We start from the raw sequence: 16,489 nt of genomic DNA, 5'->3' as shown, positions 1-16,489 counted from the left end.
CACCCGCCGCGCCGAAGCCGTGGACCCCCCGCGAAGCCGTGGACCCCGCGACGGAGCCGGGGACCCCGCCGGAGCCCCGGCCCCCGCCGCCCGGGTCAGGGGTGCGACAGCCGGCCGGTGCCGCCGCGCCGGGCTATCCGGTCCCGGTCCCGCAGCGCCGTCCGCTCCTGGCGGCGGCGGGCCCGCCGCTCGCGGCGCAGGGCCCGGGCCGTACTGCTCGGCTCGGAGACCACGCCGTGCCGCTGGTTCCACACCTGGCGGGTCACCCACACGTCCACCACCGCCCAGGTGGCGGCCACCGTGCTCGCCACACTGCCGATCACCATGGGGAACGCCGGCCAGGAGCCGGCCATCGCGCACAGGAACGCCACCATCGCCTGGAGCAGCGTCACCGATATGACGAGGAGCGCCCGCACCGCCGCCCTGCGCACCGGATCCGGCGTGGGATGCCGGCGCGCGGGCTCCTCGATCCACAACGGCCGGTAGTCGTGCTGTTGTTCACCGGCGGCGGCCTCGTCGACGTACCGCTGTCCGGGAATGCCGGAAGCCGCCTCCCGCTGCCGCCGCCGTGTCCGCGCGCGCGTCGCCCCGCTCTCCCCGGACGCCTCGCGCCGTTCCGCCGTGCCCGTCACCATGTCACTCCCCACCGCCGGCGGACCGTTCGCCCCGACGTCCGAAGCCCCGATACCCAGTGCCTGCCCGGCTTGCGCTGCTTTACGCCGCCGGGGTACGGCACGCGACTCCCGTGACCCATTCCGCCCCCAATTCCCGTAGAGGAGGACGAACGAGACCGCACGAAGATTCCCACCCGGCGAAAAGATTCGGCCAACCCCCGGTCCGTGCGGCCACGACCCCGCGCACCACGGGTGCCCGGAGGGCGGTGGCAATCTCCCGTAATGCCCGGACAACTCGTCATCTCTCGTTCGCAGTGCGGAAGTTCGCCCTCCGGACATGTCTTCGAGTTAACTGTGCGGCGGTAGTAGGCTCGCGCCGTTTGTTGACGGACATGTGCGCCCCCGACCGGCGGGGGTCCAGCTGGGGGAGGCCATGCGCTTTCGCGGGAAGTCGATCCGCCGGAAGATCGTGGCGCTGCTTCTCGTGCCGCTGGTTTCCCTGACCGCCGTCTGGGGCTTCGCCACGGTACTCACGGGACGCGAGGTGGCCCGGCTCTTCCGTGTGTCCGACATCGTCGAGGACATCGGCTACCCCACCGAGGACGCCGTGCGCGTCCTCCAGCAGGAGCGCCGCCAGACCCTCGTCTACCTCGCCGACCCACGGGCCTCCCAGACCCTCAGCGCCCTGCACCGCACCCGCGCCGCCACCGACCGGGCGATCGCCGAGGTCCGCAGGAACGCCCGGGACCGCGGCCTGCGCCACGGCATGGACGTCGACGACAAGGACAGCCTGACCGCCGTCCTGGACGCCTTCGGCAGCCTCGAACCCCTGCGCCGCGGCGTCGAGGAGGGCACCGTCACCCGGGCCCAGGCCCTCGACGCCTACGACCGGCTCGTCGACCCCTGCTTCGCGCTGCTCGCCACCCTCGACGGCATCGACGACGTGGAGCTCGACAAGCAGGCCCGCGCCCTGGTCAACGTCCTGCGCGCCCGTGAACTGCTCTCCCGCGAGGACGCCCTGCTCGGCTCCGCCCTCGTGGTCGGCCGGATCACCGGCGAGGAGAGCCGCGACATCTCCGACCTGGTCGCCCAGCGCTCGCTGCTGTACGAGATCAGCCTGCCGCTGCTGCCCTCCGACGAGTGCGAGCGCTACGAACGCGTCTGGAAGAACGCCATCACGGCGCCGCTGCGGATGACCGAACAGACCGTCGCCGAGACCGATTCCGGCACCCCCCACGGGGTCACCGCCAAGAGCTGGGACGCCGCCGCGGCCGCCGCCCTGGACCAGCTCGGCCACCTGGACGACCAGATCGGCGACCGCCTGCGGCACCGTACGCACCCCGTCGCCGTCGGCGTCATCCTCCAGGCCGCCGTCTCGGGCTTCCTGGGACTGGCCGCCCTGCTGTTCTCGATCGTCCTCTCCGTGCGGATCGGTCGCAGTCTCATCCGCGACCTGCGCCAGCTGCGGCTGGAGGCGCACGAGGCGTCCGGTGTCCGGCTGCCCAGCGTGATGCGCCGCCTGTCCGCGGGCGAACAGGTCGACGTGGAGACCGAGGTGCCGCGCCTGGAGTACGACAAGAACGAGATCGGCGAGGTCGGCCAGGCCCTCAACACCCTCCAGCGCGCCGCCGTCGAAGCCGCCGTCAAACAGGCCGAACTGCGCTCCGGCGTGTCCGAGGTCTTCGTGAACCTCGCCCGCCGCAGCCAGGTACTGCTGCACAAGCAGCTCACCCTGCTCGACAGCATGGAGCGCCGGACCGAGGACACCGACGAACTCGCCGACCTCTTCCGCCTGGACCACCTGACCACCCGTATGCGCCGGCACGCCGAGGGCCTGGTGATCCTCTCCGGCGCCGCACCGTCCCGGCAGTGGCGCAGACCCGTGCAGCTGATGGACATCGTCCGCGCCGCCGTCGCCGAGGTCGAGGACTACGAGCGCATCGAGGTCCGCCGGCTGCCGCGGGTCGCCGTCACCGGCCCCGCCGTCGCCGACCTCACCCACCTGGTGGCCGAACTGCTGGAGAACGCCACGGTGTTCTCACCCCCGCACACCGCCGTACAGGTCCTCGGCGAGCGGGTCGCCAACGGCTTCACCCTGGAGATCCACGACCGGGGGCTCGGCATGACGGCCGAAGCGCTCCTGGACGCCAACCTCAGACTCGCCGAGACCCCCGAGTTCGAACTCTCCGACACCGACCGGCTCGGCCTGTTCGTGGTCAGCCGCCTCGCCCAGCGCCAGAACGTCCGCGTCTCCCTCCAGCCGTCGCCGTACGGCGGCACCACCGCCGTCGTCCTCATCCCCGACACGCTGCTGACCGAAGACGTCCCGGACACCAACGGCATCGGCTTCCGGCTCGACCGGGATCGCCCGGCCAAGGGCGCCGAGCAGGCGGTCGGCCGTGCCGCCGGACCGGCCCCGCTCCAGCTGCCCGGCCTGCCGACCTCCCTGCTGGACGGTCCGGTCGAACTGGAGGCGCCCGTCGATCTCGACGCCCTCGAGGAGTTCCCCGGCATCCTCGCCGACGAGGACAGCGAGCGCGGCGGTCTGTTCCGCCACCGCCGTCCCCGCGCGGCCGCCGACGACGAGGCCGTTCCGTCGGCGGGCCGGCTCCCGCACGACGGGACCGGCGACCTCGGAGCCGTACCGCTGCCCCGGCGCCAGACCCCCAAGCTCGTCAGCTCGCACGGCAAGCCCGTCACCGGCCAGCGGGCCCGCCGCGGCGAACCGGACCAGCAGCCCGCCGCGCCGCACCGCCCCGACACGGGCGGCCCGGCCCCGCTGCCCGCCCGCCGCCGCGGCCCGGCACCGCTCCGCGCCACCGACGCCACCGAGACCCCCGGGGGACCCCGGGCCGCGGACGCCGACGCGAAGCCCGAGGTGCCGGAACTGCCGAGGCGGACCCGGTCCGGCGCGACCGGCCCCGGCGACACCTCACCGCCGCGCGGCGGCACGGCGACTCCCGCCGGAGACCCGCGGGCGGAACCGGACACCGGGCAGCTGCCCCGGCGCGTGCGCCAGGCCAGCCTGGCCCCCCAGCTCAAGCGGGCCACCGAACGGCCGGCCGAGCGCACGGCGGAGCCCGCCGACCGCGACGCCGACGAGGTCCGCAGCCGGATGGCCTCGCTCCAGCGCGGCTGGCAGCGCGGCCGCGAGGAGAACGCCTCGGGCGACGGAACCCAAGACGGCACAGCACCAGGAACGACTAAGGGGGACGGTCGATGACCGCACCGAAGGCGACCGGCCACACGGCGACGAACCAGAGGGAGCTGAACTGGCTCCTGGACGACCTGGTCGACCGGGTCGCCAGCATCCGCAAGGCCGTCGTCCTGTCCGGCGACGGACTGGCCACGGGGGTGTCCAAGGACCTCACCAGGGAGGACGGTGAGCATCTGGCCGCCGTGGCCTCCGGGTTCCACAGCCTCGCCAAGGGCGTGGGCCGCCACTTCGACGCGGGCAGCGTCCGGCAGACGGTGGTCGAACTCGACGAGGCCTTCCTGTTCGTCACCGCGGCCGGCGACGGCAGCTGTCTGGCCGTCCTCTCGGACGCCGACTCCGACGTCGGACAGGTCGCCTACGAGATGACGCTCCTCGTCAAGCGGGTCGGCGTGCATCTGGGCACCGCCCCGCGCACCGATCAGTCCGCGGGCGGGTAGTGGGATGACATGAGTGGAGACGGTCAGGCAGGAAACCACTGGTTCGACGACGAGGCCGGACCGGTCGTCCGTCCGTACGCCATGACGCGTGGCCGCACCACGAGTACGGCCCAGCACCGCCTCGACGTGATCGCGGTGGTCGTCACCGAGCCCGGCACCGGGGACCCGGAAGCCGATCCGGCACTGTCACCGGAGCACGTGGAGATCGTCGGGCTGTGCCGGGACACGCCGCAGTCGGTCGCCGAGCTGGCCGCGGAACTCGACCTGCCCATCGGCGTGGTCCGCGTCCTCATCGGCGACCTCGTGCACGCGGAGTTCGTCCACGTGACACGGCCGGTGCCGCCGGCCGAGCTGCCGGACGAGAGCATCCTGCGCGATGTGATCAACGGCCTCCGGGCGTTGTGACCGGCGCGGGAGCGGGGCGGTGACGTGACCCGTCGGCGGCTCGCCCACGCCGTCGGGCGCGGCGCGCCCGCCCCCGCACGACCCGGTCGCGGTCCGGCCGCTGGCCCCCGCGCACTGCGGGCGGGCGCGGGTGCCGACCGCGTACCCGCCCCTGAGACCCCTGGTGCCGGCGGCCGCGGCCGACCGTCGCCCGACCCCATCAAGCAGGAGAAGAGATCGATGATCTTCGGGCGTTCTGAGCGCGGCAAGCCCCCGGTCGAGCCCGTCACGCTCAAGATCCTGGTGGCCGGCGGCTTCGGCGTGGGCAAGACGACCCTCGTCGGCGCGGTCAGCGAGATCAGGCCGCTGCGCACCGAGGAACTGCTGACCGAGGCCGGCCGGCCCGTGGACGACACCAGCGGTGTCGAGGGCAAGCACACCACCACGGTGGCCATGGACTTCGGCCGCATCACCCTGCGCGAGAACCTGGTGCTGTACCTGTTCGGCACGCCCGGGCAGGAGCGGTTCTGGTTCATGTGGGACGAACTGTCCGAGGGGGCGCTCGGCGCGGTGGTCCTCGCCGACACGCGCCGCCTGGAGGACTGCTTCGCCGCCGTCGACTACTTCGAGCGGCGCTCCATCCCCTTCGTGGTCAGCGTCAACTGCTTCGAAGGCGCGGCGCGTTACCCGGCCGAGGCCGTCCGCCAGGCCCTCGACCTGGACGGGGACGTGCCCGTCCTGCTGTGCGACGCCCGGGACCGGGAGTCGGTCAAGGAGGTGCTCATCGGCGTCGTGCGGCACGCCATGGATCACGCGGCCGACCGCCGCCGGGCCGTCACGGGCTGACCCCCCCGGCCACCGGCGGGCGGTCCGCCGGCCGGCACCGGGCACCGGGCGCGGCCCGTACCCCCGCCGACCGGGGTACGGGCCGCCGTCCTGTACGGCCGCCCGGGGGCGCCTCCCCGGGCGCCACCACGAAGGTCCCGCGGCGGCACGGAGCCGTGCCGCGAAGTCCGTCGACGCCCGGAATGCGCGGGGATGTCGGCCGACACCGGGAAGTGTTCACCGGCCTCCCGGGGGCGTCAAGGCCGCCGACAGCGATGGTGACACGGCGCCGCCCGCCGGCCGGCGCCCCCCGTGGCGGCGTGGTTCACCAGCCCGGCTCGGCGGCTGCGTACCCGGCCCGCGCCGCGGCCGGCCCCGGGCCGCCGCGCCGCACCTCGTGGCCGGGGAACCCGGCGCGCCCGACCACCCAGCTGGCGCCGTCCAGGGCCTTGGCCGCCCGCTTCAGCGGAGCGAGCCGGGCGGCGGCCTGGTGGTGGTCGTCCACGGTGCCCGCTCCGCAGACGACGGTCGCCAGGGAGAGCGTGACCGGCCGCCCGCCCGCCGACCAGGGAGCGTCCAGCACGGCGGCGACCAGCGGACGCAGCGCGTCCTCGTCGCCCAGCACCAGGAAGTCGTCCCCGCCGATGTGCCCCACGCGCGCCTGCCCCGCCACCGACTGCTGGAGCGTCCGGCCCACCGCGCGGATCAGCTCGTCGCCCGCGGCGAACCCGGCGTCGTCGTTGACCTGTTTGAAGTGGTCGACGTCCAGCCAGCTGAGCGTGAACGCCCGCCCGTCCCGGATGCGCCGGTCGACCTCGTCGACGATGGCGTCCGAACCGGGCAGCCGGGTCAGCGGGTTGAGCCCGGCCGCCTCCTCGACCCGGCTCTCGGCCAGCGCCCGCACTAGGTCCGCGAGCCGTACGACCCCCGCGCACCGGCCGTGTTCGTCGACCACCGCCACGTCGTCGGAGGTCCGGTCCCGGCCGCCGACCGCGACCACGTCCAGCACCTCCCAGGCCGTCGCGCCGGCACCGACCGTGCGGGGCGCGTCCCCCAGCCTGACGGCCGGCCGGTCGGCGTAGAGGGCGTGCCCGTAGGGGCCGGACATCGACAGCAGGAAGCGCGAGCGGTGCACGGACCGCACCGGCCGCCCCATACGGTCCACCAGCAGCACTCCGGAGACGTCCGCGGCACCGGTGAGCAGCGCCCGCACCTGCCCCGCCGACGCGGTCACCGGCAGCATCGCCGCGGGGCGCACGAACTCCCGCACCGACGGCCCCGGGCGCGGCGCGGCCGGCACACCGGGGGCCCGCGGCGGAACGTACACGTCCGCGACCGGGATCCGGGCCGGCGGCGCGAACAGCTCGCCCTGGGCCAGCTGCGCGCCGGCCGACACCGCCACCGCGTACTGCCCCTCGGTCTCCACGCCCTCCACCGCGACCAGGGCGCCCAGTTCCTCGCACAGCGTCCGCATCGCCCGCACCGCGGCCGGCCGCGCCAGCAGGGACGCGTCGAGCTTGACCAGGTCGGGGGAGAGGTCGGTGAGCAGCCTGAGCGGCACGTCGCCGTCGCCGATGCCGTCCGCGCTGATCCGGAAGCCCTGCTCGCGCAGCGAGGCCACCGCCTCCAGCAGCGCCCGCCGCGGCACGTGCGTGCAGGGCGGCACTACGTCGACCGTCACCTCCCAGGGCAGGCGCCCGGCCGCGCGCACGGCGTCGTGCAGCGGGGTCAGGCCGCCGAGGTCGGCGAGGGTCGCCGCGAACACGTTGAGGTGCAGCGGCAGCAGCGTCTCCCTGCGCGCCGCGGCCCGCAGCGCCAGCACGGCCAGCCGGCCGTCCAGTTCCGGGTCGCGGCGCGCCTCGGCCAGGACGTCGCCGCTCTCCGGGCGGGCGAGCGTCTCCAGCGCGGCGACCGCACCGGTCCTCAGGTTGACCACGGGCTGGAAGGCGAAGCGCACGGTTTCCGTCCAGGAAGGCACGCCAGCATCATGGCGCCGCCCGCCCGCGCCCAGGACCGGTTCATGAGACGTTCACGCGGCATTCCGGCCCGACGGGACGGCGCCGGCCCGGCCGTGGGGGCCCGCCCCGGAAGAGGAGCGGGACGGGGGCGTCCGCACGCGAACCGAACGGGCCCGTACGGCGTCGTGGTAGACGAAGGGTGGCCGGGACCGACGGGGGTGGTTCCGGCCACCCTTCTCCAGCGCCCGTTCCTGGCGCATCACCGGCGGAAGACGCCCGTCCCCTGATCGGATACAGTCCGCGCGTGTCCGAAACTCAGCGTCCGACCGTCAACTCCGTGCCCGGCTCCCACTGTTCGAGCTGCGGAGCGCCCTACGGACAGGGCATTTCCGGCTGGCCCCGCACCTGCCCGTCCTGCGGAGCCGTCGCCTACCGCAACCCGCTGCCGGTCGCCGTCGCCCTCCAGCCCGTGTACGACACGCAGGGAGCCGCCCTGGTCGTCATCACCCGGACCGTAGCCCCCGCGCGCGGAGGCACGGCCCTGCCCGGCGGCTACATCGACGACCGCGAGGACTGGAAGCAGGCCGTCGTACGCGAACTCGCCGAGGAGACCGGCATCGACGCGGCCGCCCGGGACGTGCGGCTCGTGGACGCCATGAGCTCCCCCGACGGGCACCTGCTGCTCTTCGGGGCCCTGCCCGAACGCCCGGCCGACGGGCTCCCGCCCTTCGTCCCCACGGACGAGACGGACGGCCGGCACCTGCTGCGCAGGCCCGGGCAGCTCGCCTTCCCGCTGCACACCGCCGCGGTGCGGGCGTGGTTCGAGGGCCGCTACGTCTGACCCGGACCGCTCAGCCGAGCCCCCGCACCCGTACCGGCCAGGGCGGCTCACCCGCGCCGTCCTCCCCCTCCAGGGTGACCACCACGCGGTCGCCGTGGCGGCGGGCCACGCAGCGTTCGATCCCCGGGGCGTCCCGCCCGCCGTCCGCGTCCGGCACCACCAGGCCGCCGCCCGTGCGCCCGCGCGCGGGCGCCCACGCCTCCAGTTCCAGCCCGCCGCCGGCACCCCGCACCGGCAGCACCGCCCCCGCGCGCGCGAGCACCGGTGTCCGGGACAGCGGCGCCTCCACGACGACCTGGGCCGGACCCTCGTAAGCCTCCTCCGTCACCGTGTCGTACCAGCGGCCCCGCGGCAGCCGCACCGAGCGCCGCCGGGCCCCCGCCTCCAGCACCGGGGCGACCAGCAGGTCGTCACCCAGCAGGAACGCGTCCTCGCAGTCCCGCAGCGCCCGGTCCTCCGGCGCCGCCCACCACAGCGGCCGCGCGTAGGGCGCGCCGGTCCGCCGCGCCAGATGCGCCAGCGTCAGGAAGTACGGCAGCAGCCGTCGCCGTTCGAGCAGCGCCCCGCGCGCGTGCTCCAGTACCTCGGCGCCGAACTCCCCGGGCTCCCCGCACCCCGCCCCCGGACGCGCGTCCGTGCGGAACAGCGGCAGGTACGCCCCGAGCTGGAGCCACCGCAGGTACAGCTCCGGTGACGGATCGCCGTCGCCACCGCCCAGGTCCGGGCCCGAGTACGGCACCCCGCACAGCCCCAGCCCCAGCACCTGCGACAACGACGCCCGCAGCCCCGGCCAGCCCGTCACCCCGGTCTCCGACCAGGTGCCGCCGTACCGCTGCGACCCCGCCCGGGCCGAGCGCGAGAACCGGAACGCGGGCTCCCCGGGAGACAGTTCGCGCAGCGCTTCCCAGTCTGCCCGGGCCACGCACGGCGCGGGCCCGCCGCGCACCGCCGGCCGCTCACCGCCCCGCCCATCCGGCGCGTACGGCGGCGACGCCGCCCCGGCCCCGTCCGGCCGGACTCCCACGAAGATCCGCCCCCGCCCCTCCGGGACCTCCGGCCCGCGCACCCGCGCCGCGGCGTTCGTACCGCCGCCGCACCCGCCGTCGTCCCCGTCCGTCGGTATCCCGGCGCCGACGACCGACACCAGTCGTATCCCGGCGCCGCGCAACTCCTCGGCCAGCCCGGCGGCGGACTCCTCGCCGCCGGACGCCCCCGGGTCACCGGCACCGTCCGGGTCGAGGTGGACGACGTCCAGCGGAAGCCCCCGCTCCCGGTACTCCCCGACGATCCGGCGCACTTCCCGCTCGCCGTTCGCGCCGCGTCCCGCGTGCTGGTGGCCCAACGCCCATGCGGGCGGCAGCGCGGGCGCCCCGCTCAGCGAGGCCCAGCCGTGCAGCACGCGCGCGGGCGTGCCCACCACCACCCAGCAGCGCAGCGGCCCGCCGTCCATCCGCAGCTCGCAGTGGCCCGACCGGTCGTGTCCCGACCCGGCCCCCTCCTCACCCTCGCCGATCAGCACGTTCCCGTCCGAGGCGGTGTCGTGGAACACCAGGTGCGTGCCGACGTCGGCCACCACCAGCTGCACCGGCACCGTTCCCTCCGGCCGCTCGTCACCCCGCCCGGGCGCACGGCCCGCCACGCCGTCGCCCAGCCGGTGGACGCCGTCCCGCAGCAGGGGCCCGCCCGCGCGCCCGCCCAGGCCGAAGAACCGGGCGTCCGCCGCCACCTCCGAGCGCTGCACCCACCGGGCCGCGCCGCCCCCGGCCGGCTCCCACCAGCGCGGCGGCAGCTCCCGCCGCAGCAGCACCCCGCCCGGCGTGCGCACCTCCACCGCGCCGTACCGCGAGACGACGACCGTCATCCGCTCGGCCACCACCCGCCAGCCGCCGTCCTTGTCCGGCTCCAGCACCGCCCGCGGGTCCGGATCGGGACCGCTGTCCGCGATGGCGTGCGACGGCAGCGGACCGGCCCCGTCCCAACCCCAGAACACCGCCCCGTTCACCGCGACGACGATCCGCAGCTCCGAACGGGCGAACCGCAGCAGACCACCTCCGGGACCCGGCTCCACGTCCTGCATCCGCCCCGGCACCCGGGCCCGCTCCGGCCCCCGCGGCGCCGCCCCGGCGGCGCCCACCCGCCGCCCGCGCCAGGCGGCGGGTACGGAACGCAACCCCCGAGCAGCCCACCCCGAACCGACCACACTCATCCGACGCACCAGGTCACGACCGTTCATGCCGCTCACCCTGTCACCGCGCCACCCACCGGCGGGCGGCGTTCAACTGCCGTTCACCCATGCCGGCACCACATCTTCAGGACACCGACTATGTGGGGCACACCCTGGTGCAGAAATCGATCACATGGCATCGTCCCTGTCAGCCGCGTCACGCGCACACCCCAGCCCGTGCGCGGACCGACGCCCACGACGCGCACAGCCCGGGAGCCGCCCCATGTCGACCGCGAACCCCCAGCCGCTCTGGCAGCCCGATCCCCAGCGGATCGCCCAGGCCCGCATCACCCGGTTCCAGGCATGGGCCGCCGAACACCACGGCGCGCCCGCCGACGGCGGCTACCCCGCCCTGCACCGGTGGTCCGTCGACCAGCTCGACACCTTCTGGGCGGCCGTCGCCGAGTGGTTCGACGTACGCTTCTCCACGCCCTGCACGCGCGTGCTCGGCGACCGCGACATGCCCGGCGCCCAATGGTTCACCGGAGCCACCCTCAACTACGCCGAACACGCCCTGCGCGCCGCCGCCGACCGCCCGGGCGAAGCCGCCCTCCTCCACGTCGACGAGACCCACGAACCGCGCCCGGTGACCTGGTCCGAGCTGCGCCGCCAGGTCGGCTCCCTCGCCGCGCACCTGCGCGGGCTCGGGGTCCGGCCCGGCGACCGCGTCAGCGGCTACCTCCCCAACGTCCCGCAGGCCGTCGTCGCGCTGCTCGCCACGGCCGCCGTCGGCGCCGTGTGGACCTCCTGCGCCCCCGACTTCGGCGCCCGCAGCGTCCTCGACCGGTTCCAGCAGGTCGAGCCCGTCGTCCTGTTCACCGTCGACGGCTACCGCTACGGCGGCAAGGAGCACGACCGCCGTGAGACGGTCGCCGAGCTGCGCCGCGAACTGCCCACCCTGCGCGCCGTCGTCCACATCCCGCTGCTGGGCACCGCCGCACCCGAGGGCGCCCTGGAGTGGTCGGAGCTGACGGCCGGGGACACCGAGCCGGTCTTCGAACCGGTCCCGTTCGACCACCCGCTGTGGGTCCTGTACTCCTCCGGCACGACCGGCCTGCCCAAGGCCATCGTCCAGTCGCAGGGCGGCATCCTGGTCGAACACCTCAAACAGCTCGGCCTCCACTGCGACCTGGGCCCCGAGGACCGGTTCTTCTGGTACACCTCGACCGGCTGGATGATGTGGAACTTCCTCGTCTCCGGCCTGCTCACGGGCACCACGATCGTCCTGTACGACGGCAGCCCCGGCTTCCCCGACACCGGCGCCCAGTGGCGGATCGCCGAACGCACCAAGGCCACCCTGTACGGCACCTCCGCCGCCTACGTCATGGCCTGCCGCAAGGCCGGCGTCCACCCCGCCCGGGACCACGACCTGTCCGCGGTGAAATGCGTCGCCACCACCGGCTCCCCGCTGCCCCCCGACGGCTTCCGCTGGCTGCACGACGAGTTCGCCGAGAGCGGGGCCGACCTGTGGATCGCCTCCGTCAGCGGCGGCACCGACGTCTGCTCCTGCTTCGCCGGCGCCGTCCCCACCCTCCCGGTCCACACCGGCGAACTCCAGGCACCCGGGCTCGGCACCGACCTCCAGTCCTGGGACCCGGCCGGCAAGCCCCTCGTGGACGAGGTCGGCGAGCTGGTCGTCACCAATCCCATGCCCTCCATGCCGATCCGCTTCTGGAACGACCCCGACGGCAGCCGCTACCACGACAGCTACTTCGACACCTACCCCGGCGTCTGGCGCCACGGCGACTGGATCACCCTCACCTCCCGCGGCACCGTGATCATCCACGGCCGCTCCGACTCCACCCTCAACCGCCAGGGCGTCCGCATGGGCTCGGCCGACATCTACGAGGTCGTCGAACGCCTGCCGGAGATCCGGGAATCCCTCGTCATCGGCGTCGAACAACCCGACGGTGGCTACTGGATGCCGCTGTTCGTGCACCTCGCACCGGGCGCCACGCTCGACGAGCCCCTCCTGGACCGCATCAAGCGCTCCATCCGCGAACAGCTCTCCCCCCGGCACATCCCCGACGAGGTCATCGAAGTGCCCGGCATCCCGCACACCCTCACCGGCAAGCGCATCGAGGTCCCCGTCAAACGCCTGCTGCAAGGAACCCCGCTGGAGAAGGCGGTCAACCCCGGCTCCATCGACGACCTCGCCCTGCTCGGCTTCTACGAGGAACTCGCCCGCACCCGCGCCTGACCCGCCGGAGCATCACCCTCCGCATCCCCCGCCCCACACCACGGAACCGTTCTGACCTGCGCAGACGGCGACAACGTCGATCCCCGCACCCCCGGCGGCACCCCCATTGTCAGTGCCGCCGGTTACGGTGAGTGAGCATTGATCGACCGCGCTCCAGGGGGAGACATGGCGCACACCCACCACCAGACCATGCGACGCGTCCTGCGCCGCGAGATCGCCGGCACCATCGGCGTGCTCACCGACGAACACGACTTCCGCGCCATGCGGCGCTACCGCAGCTTCACCTTCGACGACCACACGGCCTACCTCCAGCAGCTGGAGACCGTCCTGCGCACCCGCGCCGCACAGGGCACCCACACCACCCTCGCCCTGTTCGACCCCGAGGACTACGCCGCCTACTGCGCCGACACCGGCCTCGACCCCGAGACACCGGCCAGCCGCTCCCGGTTCACCGCGGAACTCGCGGCCACCGGTCCCACCGTCCCCTACGACGGCCGGCCCCTCACCGAACTCCTGCCCGCCCTCGTCGACGAAGCCGTACGCCAGGCCACCTGGGAGTACGCCACCACCCTCCTGACCCGCCTCGGCCCCTGCCGCACCTGCGGCGAGGACATCGGCAGGGCCGCCTTCACCCGCGCCGCCGACCTGGTGGTCCGCATCCTCGACGCCGCGCCGCCCGGCGACCGGCACCTGGTGTGCACCGTCTCCGCGGCCCCCGACACCGTCGACGCCGTCCTGCACGGCGACCAGGACCCCCACGGCGTGACCCGCCTGGACGAGGCGGAGGCCCTCGAGTTCACCAGCGTCCTCGCCCTCGGCCTGGCCACCCGCAGCCCCGGCGGACTCGTCGTCCGCGCCACCGCCACCGGCACGCCCGACCAGGTCTACGGCTGGCGGCTGCGCGCCGGCGCCCTGGAACCCCTGACCGCGTCCGAGGTCTTCGACGCCTACTGCACGGACGCCGAGACCGGCGACCTGATCCCCCCGGAGTCCGGCGTCGACTACCGGGAGCCACCCGACCTCGGAGCGGACAGCACGGCACCGGACCACCGCCACTGACACCGGCGACGACCGACCGACAGGCCGGCCGACCGGACGGACGGACGGACACCGAAGGGCGCCCCACCCGAAGGCGGGACGCCCCTGAACCCGCGACGCCGTGGGGCGCGCCGGTACGGCTACTCGCCGGACAGCACCGCCTGAGCCGCGCCGCGCGCCTCCTCGGCGCTGTCCGCCGCACGCGCCGCCGCCGCGGCCCGCTCGCACTGCGCCAGCGTGTACTTGGCCAGCGTCGACCGGACGTAGGGGATCGACGCGGCACCCATGGAGAGGGAGGTGACACCCAGACCGGTCAGCACGCACGCCAGCAGCGGCTCGGACGCGGCCTCACCGCACACCCCGCAGCTCTTGCCCTCGGCCCTGGCCGACTCGGCCGACAGCGCGACCAGGTCGAGCAGCGCCGGCTGCCACGGGTCCTGGAGCCGCGACACCGCGCCCACCTGCCGGTCAGCCGCGAACGTGTACTGCGCCAGGTCATTGGTGCCCAGCGACAGGAACTCCACCTCTTGGAGGATCGAACGCGCCCGCAGCGCGGCCGACGGAATCTCCACCATCGCGCCGAACTTGGCCCGCAGCCCCGCCTCGCGGCAGGCGTCCGCGAACGCCTTGGCGTCCCTGCGGTCCGCCACCATGGGCGCCATCACCTCGAGGTAGACGGGCAGCCCCTCCGCGGCCCGCGCCAGCGCGGTCAGCTGCGTGCGCAGCACCTCGGGGTGGTCCAGCAGCGTCCGCAGGCCCCGCACGCCCAACGCCGGGTTCGGTTCGTCCGCGGGCGTCAGGAAGTCCAGCGGCTTGTCGGCGCCCGCGTCCAGCACCCGCACGACCACACGACCCTCGGGGAACGCCTCCAGCACCTGCCGGTAGGCCTCCACCTGCTTCTCCTCGGAAGGAGCGTTCTTGCTGTCGTCCAGGAACAGGAACTCGGTACGGAACAGACCGACACCCTCGGCCCCGGCCTCCACGGCCGCCGGCACGTCCGCGGGTCCGCCCACGTTGGCCAGCAGGGGCACCTTGTGCCCGTCCGCGGTCGCCCCGGGCCCGGTGGACGCGGACAGCGCCGCCCTGCGCTCGGCGGCCGAGGCCTCCAGCTGCGCCTTCCTCTCCTCACCCGGGTTCACGAAGACGTCGCCGGTGCTGCCGTCCACGGCCACCACCGTCCCCTCGGCCAGCTCACCGGCACCGGGCAGCGCCACGACGGCCGGCACACCCAGCGCCCGCGCCAGGATGGCGCTGTGGCTGGTCGGCCCACCCTCCTCGGTGACGAAACCGAGCACCAGGGACGGGTCCAGCAGCGCGGTGTCCGCAGGGGCCAGGTCCCGGGCCACCAGCACGTAGGGCCGGTCACTGTCCGGGACACCCGGCATCGGCACGCCCAGCAGCCGGGCGACGATACGGTTGCGCACGTCGTCGAGGTCGGCCACCCGGCCGGCCAGGTACTCGCCCGCACCGGCCAGCAGCTCCCGGTACGCGGCGAACGCGTCGTACACGGCACGCTCGGCCGAGCTGCCGACGGCGATCCGCCGGTCGACGTCCGCCATCAGCTCGGGGTCCTGCGCCATCATGGCCTGGGCCTCGAGTACGGCCTGGGCCTCACCGCCCGCCAGGTTGCCCCGCGCCGTCAGGTCGGCGGCGACCGCGTCCACGGCCTGACGGGCGCGACCCTGCTCGCGCCCGGCCTCCTGCGCGGGGATCTGCTTGGCCGGCGGCTCAAGCACCGCCGTACCCATGTGCCGAACCTCGCCGATCGCCACGCCATGGCTCACGCCGACGCCTCGCAGCGTTGTCTCCATCTCACCCGTCTCCGATAGTGCGGCAGGCCCCGCCGCCGCGGTGGTTGTGCTGTCCGCCGCCCTGCGGCGGCACTGCCGTCAGTTCCAGGAGAAGAGGCCGTCGCCGGTCTTCACGTCACCGCTGTCCCGAAGGTCGGTGAGGGACTCGGCGGTGGCTTCCAGCGCGACGACCGGGCACACCGGCGACTTGCCGGCGGCCTCGACGGAGGAGGGGTCCCAACGCACGACACCCTGGCCGCGCCGCACGGTGTCGCCCTTGTTGACGAGCAGCTCGAAGCCCTCGCCGTTGAGCTGGACCGTGTCGATGCCGAGGTGCGTCAGCACGCCGTGCCCGTTCTCGTCGACCACGACGAACGCGTGCGGGTGCAGGGACACGATGACGCCGTCCACGGGAGCGACGGCCTCGGAGGGCTCGCGCACGGGGTCGATCGCGGTGCCCGGGCCGACCATGGCCCCGGAGAAGACGGGATCCGGCACTGCGGCCAGTCCGATGGCCCGTCCGGAGAGAGGGGACGTCACGGTGGTCATGGGAAGCCTCCCAGCAGTGGAGCCGCTCGCGGGCCGTCCCCAGCGGTCCGGGACGGTGCGTCGAGCAGCAGGCTATGTCATGTGAAGTGGTGGTTCCGTATGGAAGCTAGCAGCTAGTGGTCTAGACCACCAACCCGACAGATTTGCACCCGCTCCTCGGCCCCGTGTACAGTCGTAACCCTGCTCGGGACGGAGCGGCGCGGAACCGCGTCCTCACCCGGCAGAACCCAAACTCGTCAGATCCTATCTCTGGATCTCCTTCTGCGTGCTCGCAGCGAGGTGGTCAGGGAGACGGAAAAACCCTGGTAGAGTTTGAGACGCAAGACCGAAGGGAAGCGCCCGGAGGAAAGCCCGAGAGGGTGAGTACAAAGGAAGCGACCGTTCCTTGAGAACTCAACAGCGTGCCAAAAGT

General features: G+C 74.3%; 12 protein-coding genes. 7 read left to right on the top strand and 5 right to left on the bottom strand.

Annotation, left to right across the window (positions count from 1 at the left end; translation table 11 throughout):
- Window positions 1-95: 95 nt before the first annotated feature.
- Entirely contained in the window at window positions 96-635 is a 540-nt protein-coding gene (locus ACIQVT_RS16335) for a hypothetical protein (RefSeq protein ID WP_403753051.1), read from the bottom strand.
- 412 nt (window positions 636-1,047) lie between these two features.
- Between ACIQVT_RS16335 and ACIQVT_RS16330 the strand changes: the two genes are divergently transcribed.
- The 4 genes from ACIQVT_RS16330 (at window position 1,048) to ACIQVT_RS16315 (ending at window position 5,498) form a co-directional block, all read left to right on the top strand.
- Window positions 1,048-3,837, top strand: a complete 2,790-nt coding sequence (locus ACIQVT_RS16330; protein ID WP_403753048.1) for a nitrate- and nitrite sensing domain-containing protein — start codon at window positions 1,048-1,050, stop codon at window positions 3,835-3,837.
- Window positions 3,834-4,268 carry a roadblock/LC7 domain-containing protein gene (locus ACIQVT_RS16325; protein WP_403753045.1) on the top strand — a complete coding sequence of 145 codons (435 nt, stop codon included), beginning with the start codon at window positions 3,834-3,836 and terminating at the stop codon, window positions 4,266-4,268. Before ACIQVT_RS16330 ends, ACIQVT_RS16325 begins: the two co-directional genes overlap by 4 nt.
- A gap of 9 nt (window positions 4,269-4,277) precedes the next feature.
- Entirely contained in the window at window positions 4,278-4,673 is a 396-nt protein-coding gene (locus tag ACIQVT_RS16320; protein WP_403753042.1) for a DUF742 domain-containing protein, read from the top strand.
- A gap of 219 nt (window positions 4,674-4,892) precedes the next feature.
- A complete protein-coding gene (locus tag ACIQVT_RS16315; RefSeq protein WP_403753039.1) occupies window positions 4,893-5,498 on the top strand; it encodes a GTP-binding protein in 606 nt (201 codons plus the stop codon).
- Between the two features lie 304 nt (window positions 5,499-5,802).
- Here ACIQVT_RS16315 and ACIQVT_RS16310 read toward each other — a convergent pair whose 3' ends face one another.
- The gene (locus ACIQVT_RS16310; protein WP_403753036.1) at window positions 5,803-7,455 is read right to left on the bottom strand and encodes a GGDEF domain-containing protein; all 1,653 of its coding nucleotides are present in this window, start codon (window positions 7,453-7,455) and stop codon (window positions 5,803-5,805) included.
- Window positions 7,456-7,739: 284 nt separating this feature from the next.
- On the opposite strand from ACIQVT_RS16310, the gene ACIQVT_RS16305 reads away from it, so the two are divergent.
- Window positions 7,740-8,276, top strand: coding sequence for an NUDIX domain-containing protein (locus ACIQVT_RS16305; protein ID WP_403753033.1), 537 nt, complete (start codon window positions 7,740-7,742; stop codon window positions 8,274-8,276).
- A gap of 10 nt (window positions 8,277-8,286) precedes the next feature.
- Here the strand turns inward: ACIQVT_RS16305 and ACIQVT_RS16300 are convergent, their stop codons facing one another.
- Window positions 8,287-10,509, bottom strand: coding sequence for a glycoside hydrolase family 31 protein (locus tag ACIQVT_RS16300; protein WP_403753031.1), 2,223 nt, complete (start codon window positions 10,507-10,509; stop codon window positions 8,287-8,289).
- Window positions 10,510-10,723: 214 nt separating this feature from the next.
- Here ACIQVT_RS16300 and ACIQVT_RS16295 point away from each other — a divergent pair, with 214 nt between their 5' ends.
- Window positions 10,724-12,700, top strand: a complete 1,977-nt coding sequence (locus tag ACIQVT_RS16295; RefSeq protein WP_403753028.1) for an acetoacetate--CoA ligase — start codon at window positions 10,724-10,726, stop codon at window positions 12,698-12,700.
- A 165-nt stretch (window positions 12,701-12,865) separates the two neighbouring features.
- On the top strand, window positions 12,866-13,759 hold the full coding sequence (locus ACIQVT_RS16290) for a hypothetical protein (protein WP_403753025.1): 894 nt from the start codon (window positions 12,866-12,868) through the stop codon (window positions 13,757-13,759).
- A 119-nt stretch (window positions 13,760-13,878) separates the two neighbouring features.
- Here the strand turns inward: ACIQVT_RS16290 and ptsP are convergent, their stop codons facing one another.
- Both ptsP and ACIQVT_RS16280 read right to left on the bottom strand, forming a co-directional pair.
- Complete coding sequence (ptsP, locus tag ACIQVT_RS16285; RefSeq protein ID WP_403753022.1) at window positions 13,879-15,549, bottom strand: phosphoenolpyruvate--protein phosphotransferase; 1,671 nt, start codon at window positions 15,547-15,549, stop codon at window positions 13,879-13,881.
- A 78-nt stretch (window positions 15,550-15,627) separates the two neighbouring features.
- Window positions 15,628-16,077, bottom strand: a complete 450-nt coding sequence (locus ACIQVT_RS16280; protein ID WP_403753019.1) for a PTS glucose transporter subunit IIA — start codon at window positions 16,075-16,077, stop codon at window positions 15,628-15,630.
- Window positions 16,078-16,489: the final 412 nt, after the last annotated feature.

Origin of the sequence: Streptomyces sp. NPDC100445 (assembly GCF_044759735.1) — a bacterium.
Taxonomy (GTDB): Bacteria; Actinomycetota; Actinomycetes; order Streptomycetales; family Streptomycetaceae; genus Streptomyces.
The sequence above is the reverse complement of the archived record's forward strand: the minus strand, read 5'-3'. Positions and strand labels throughout refer to the sequence as shown.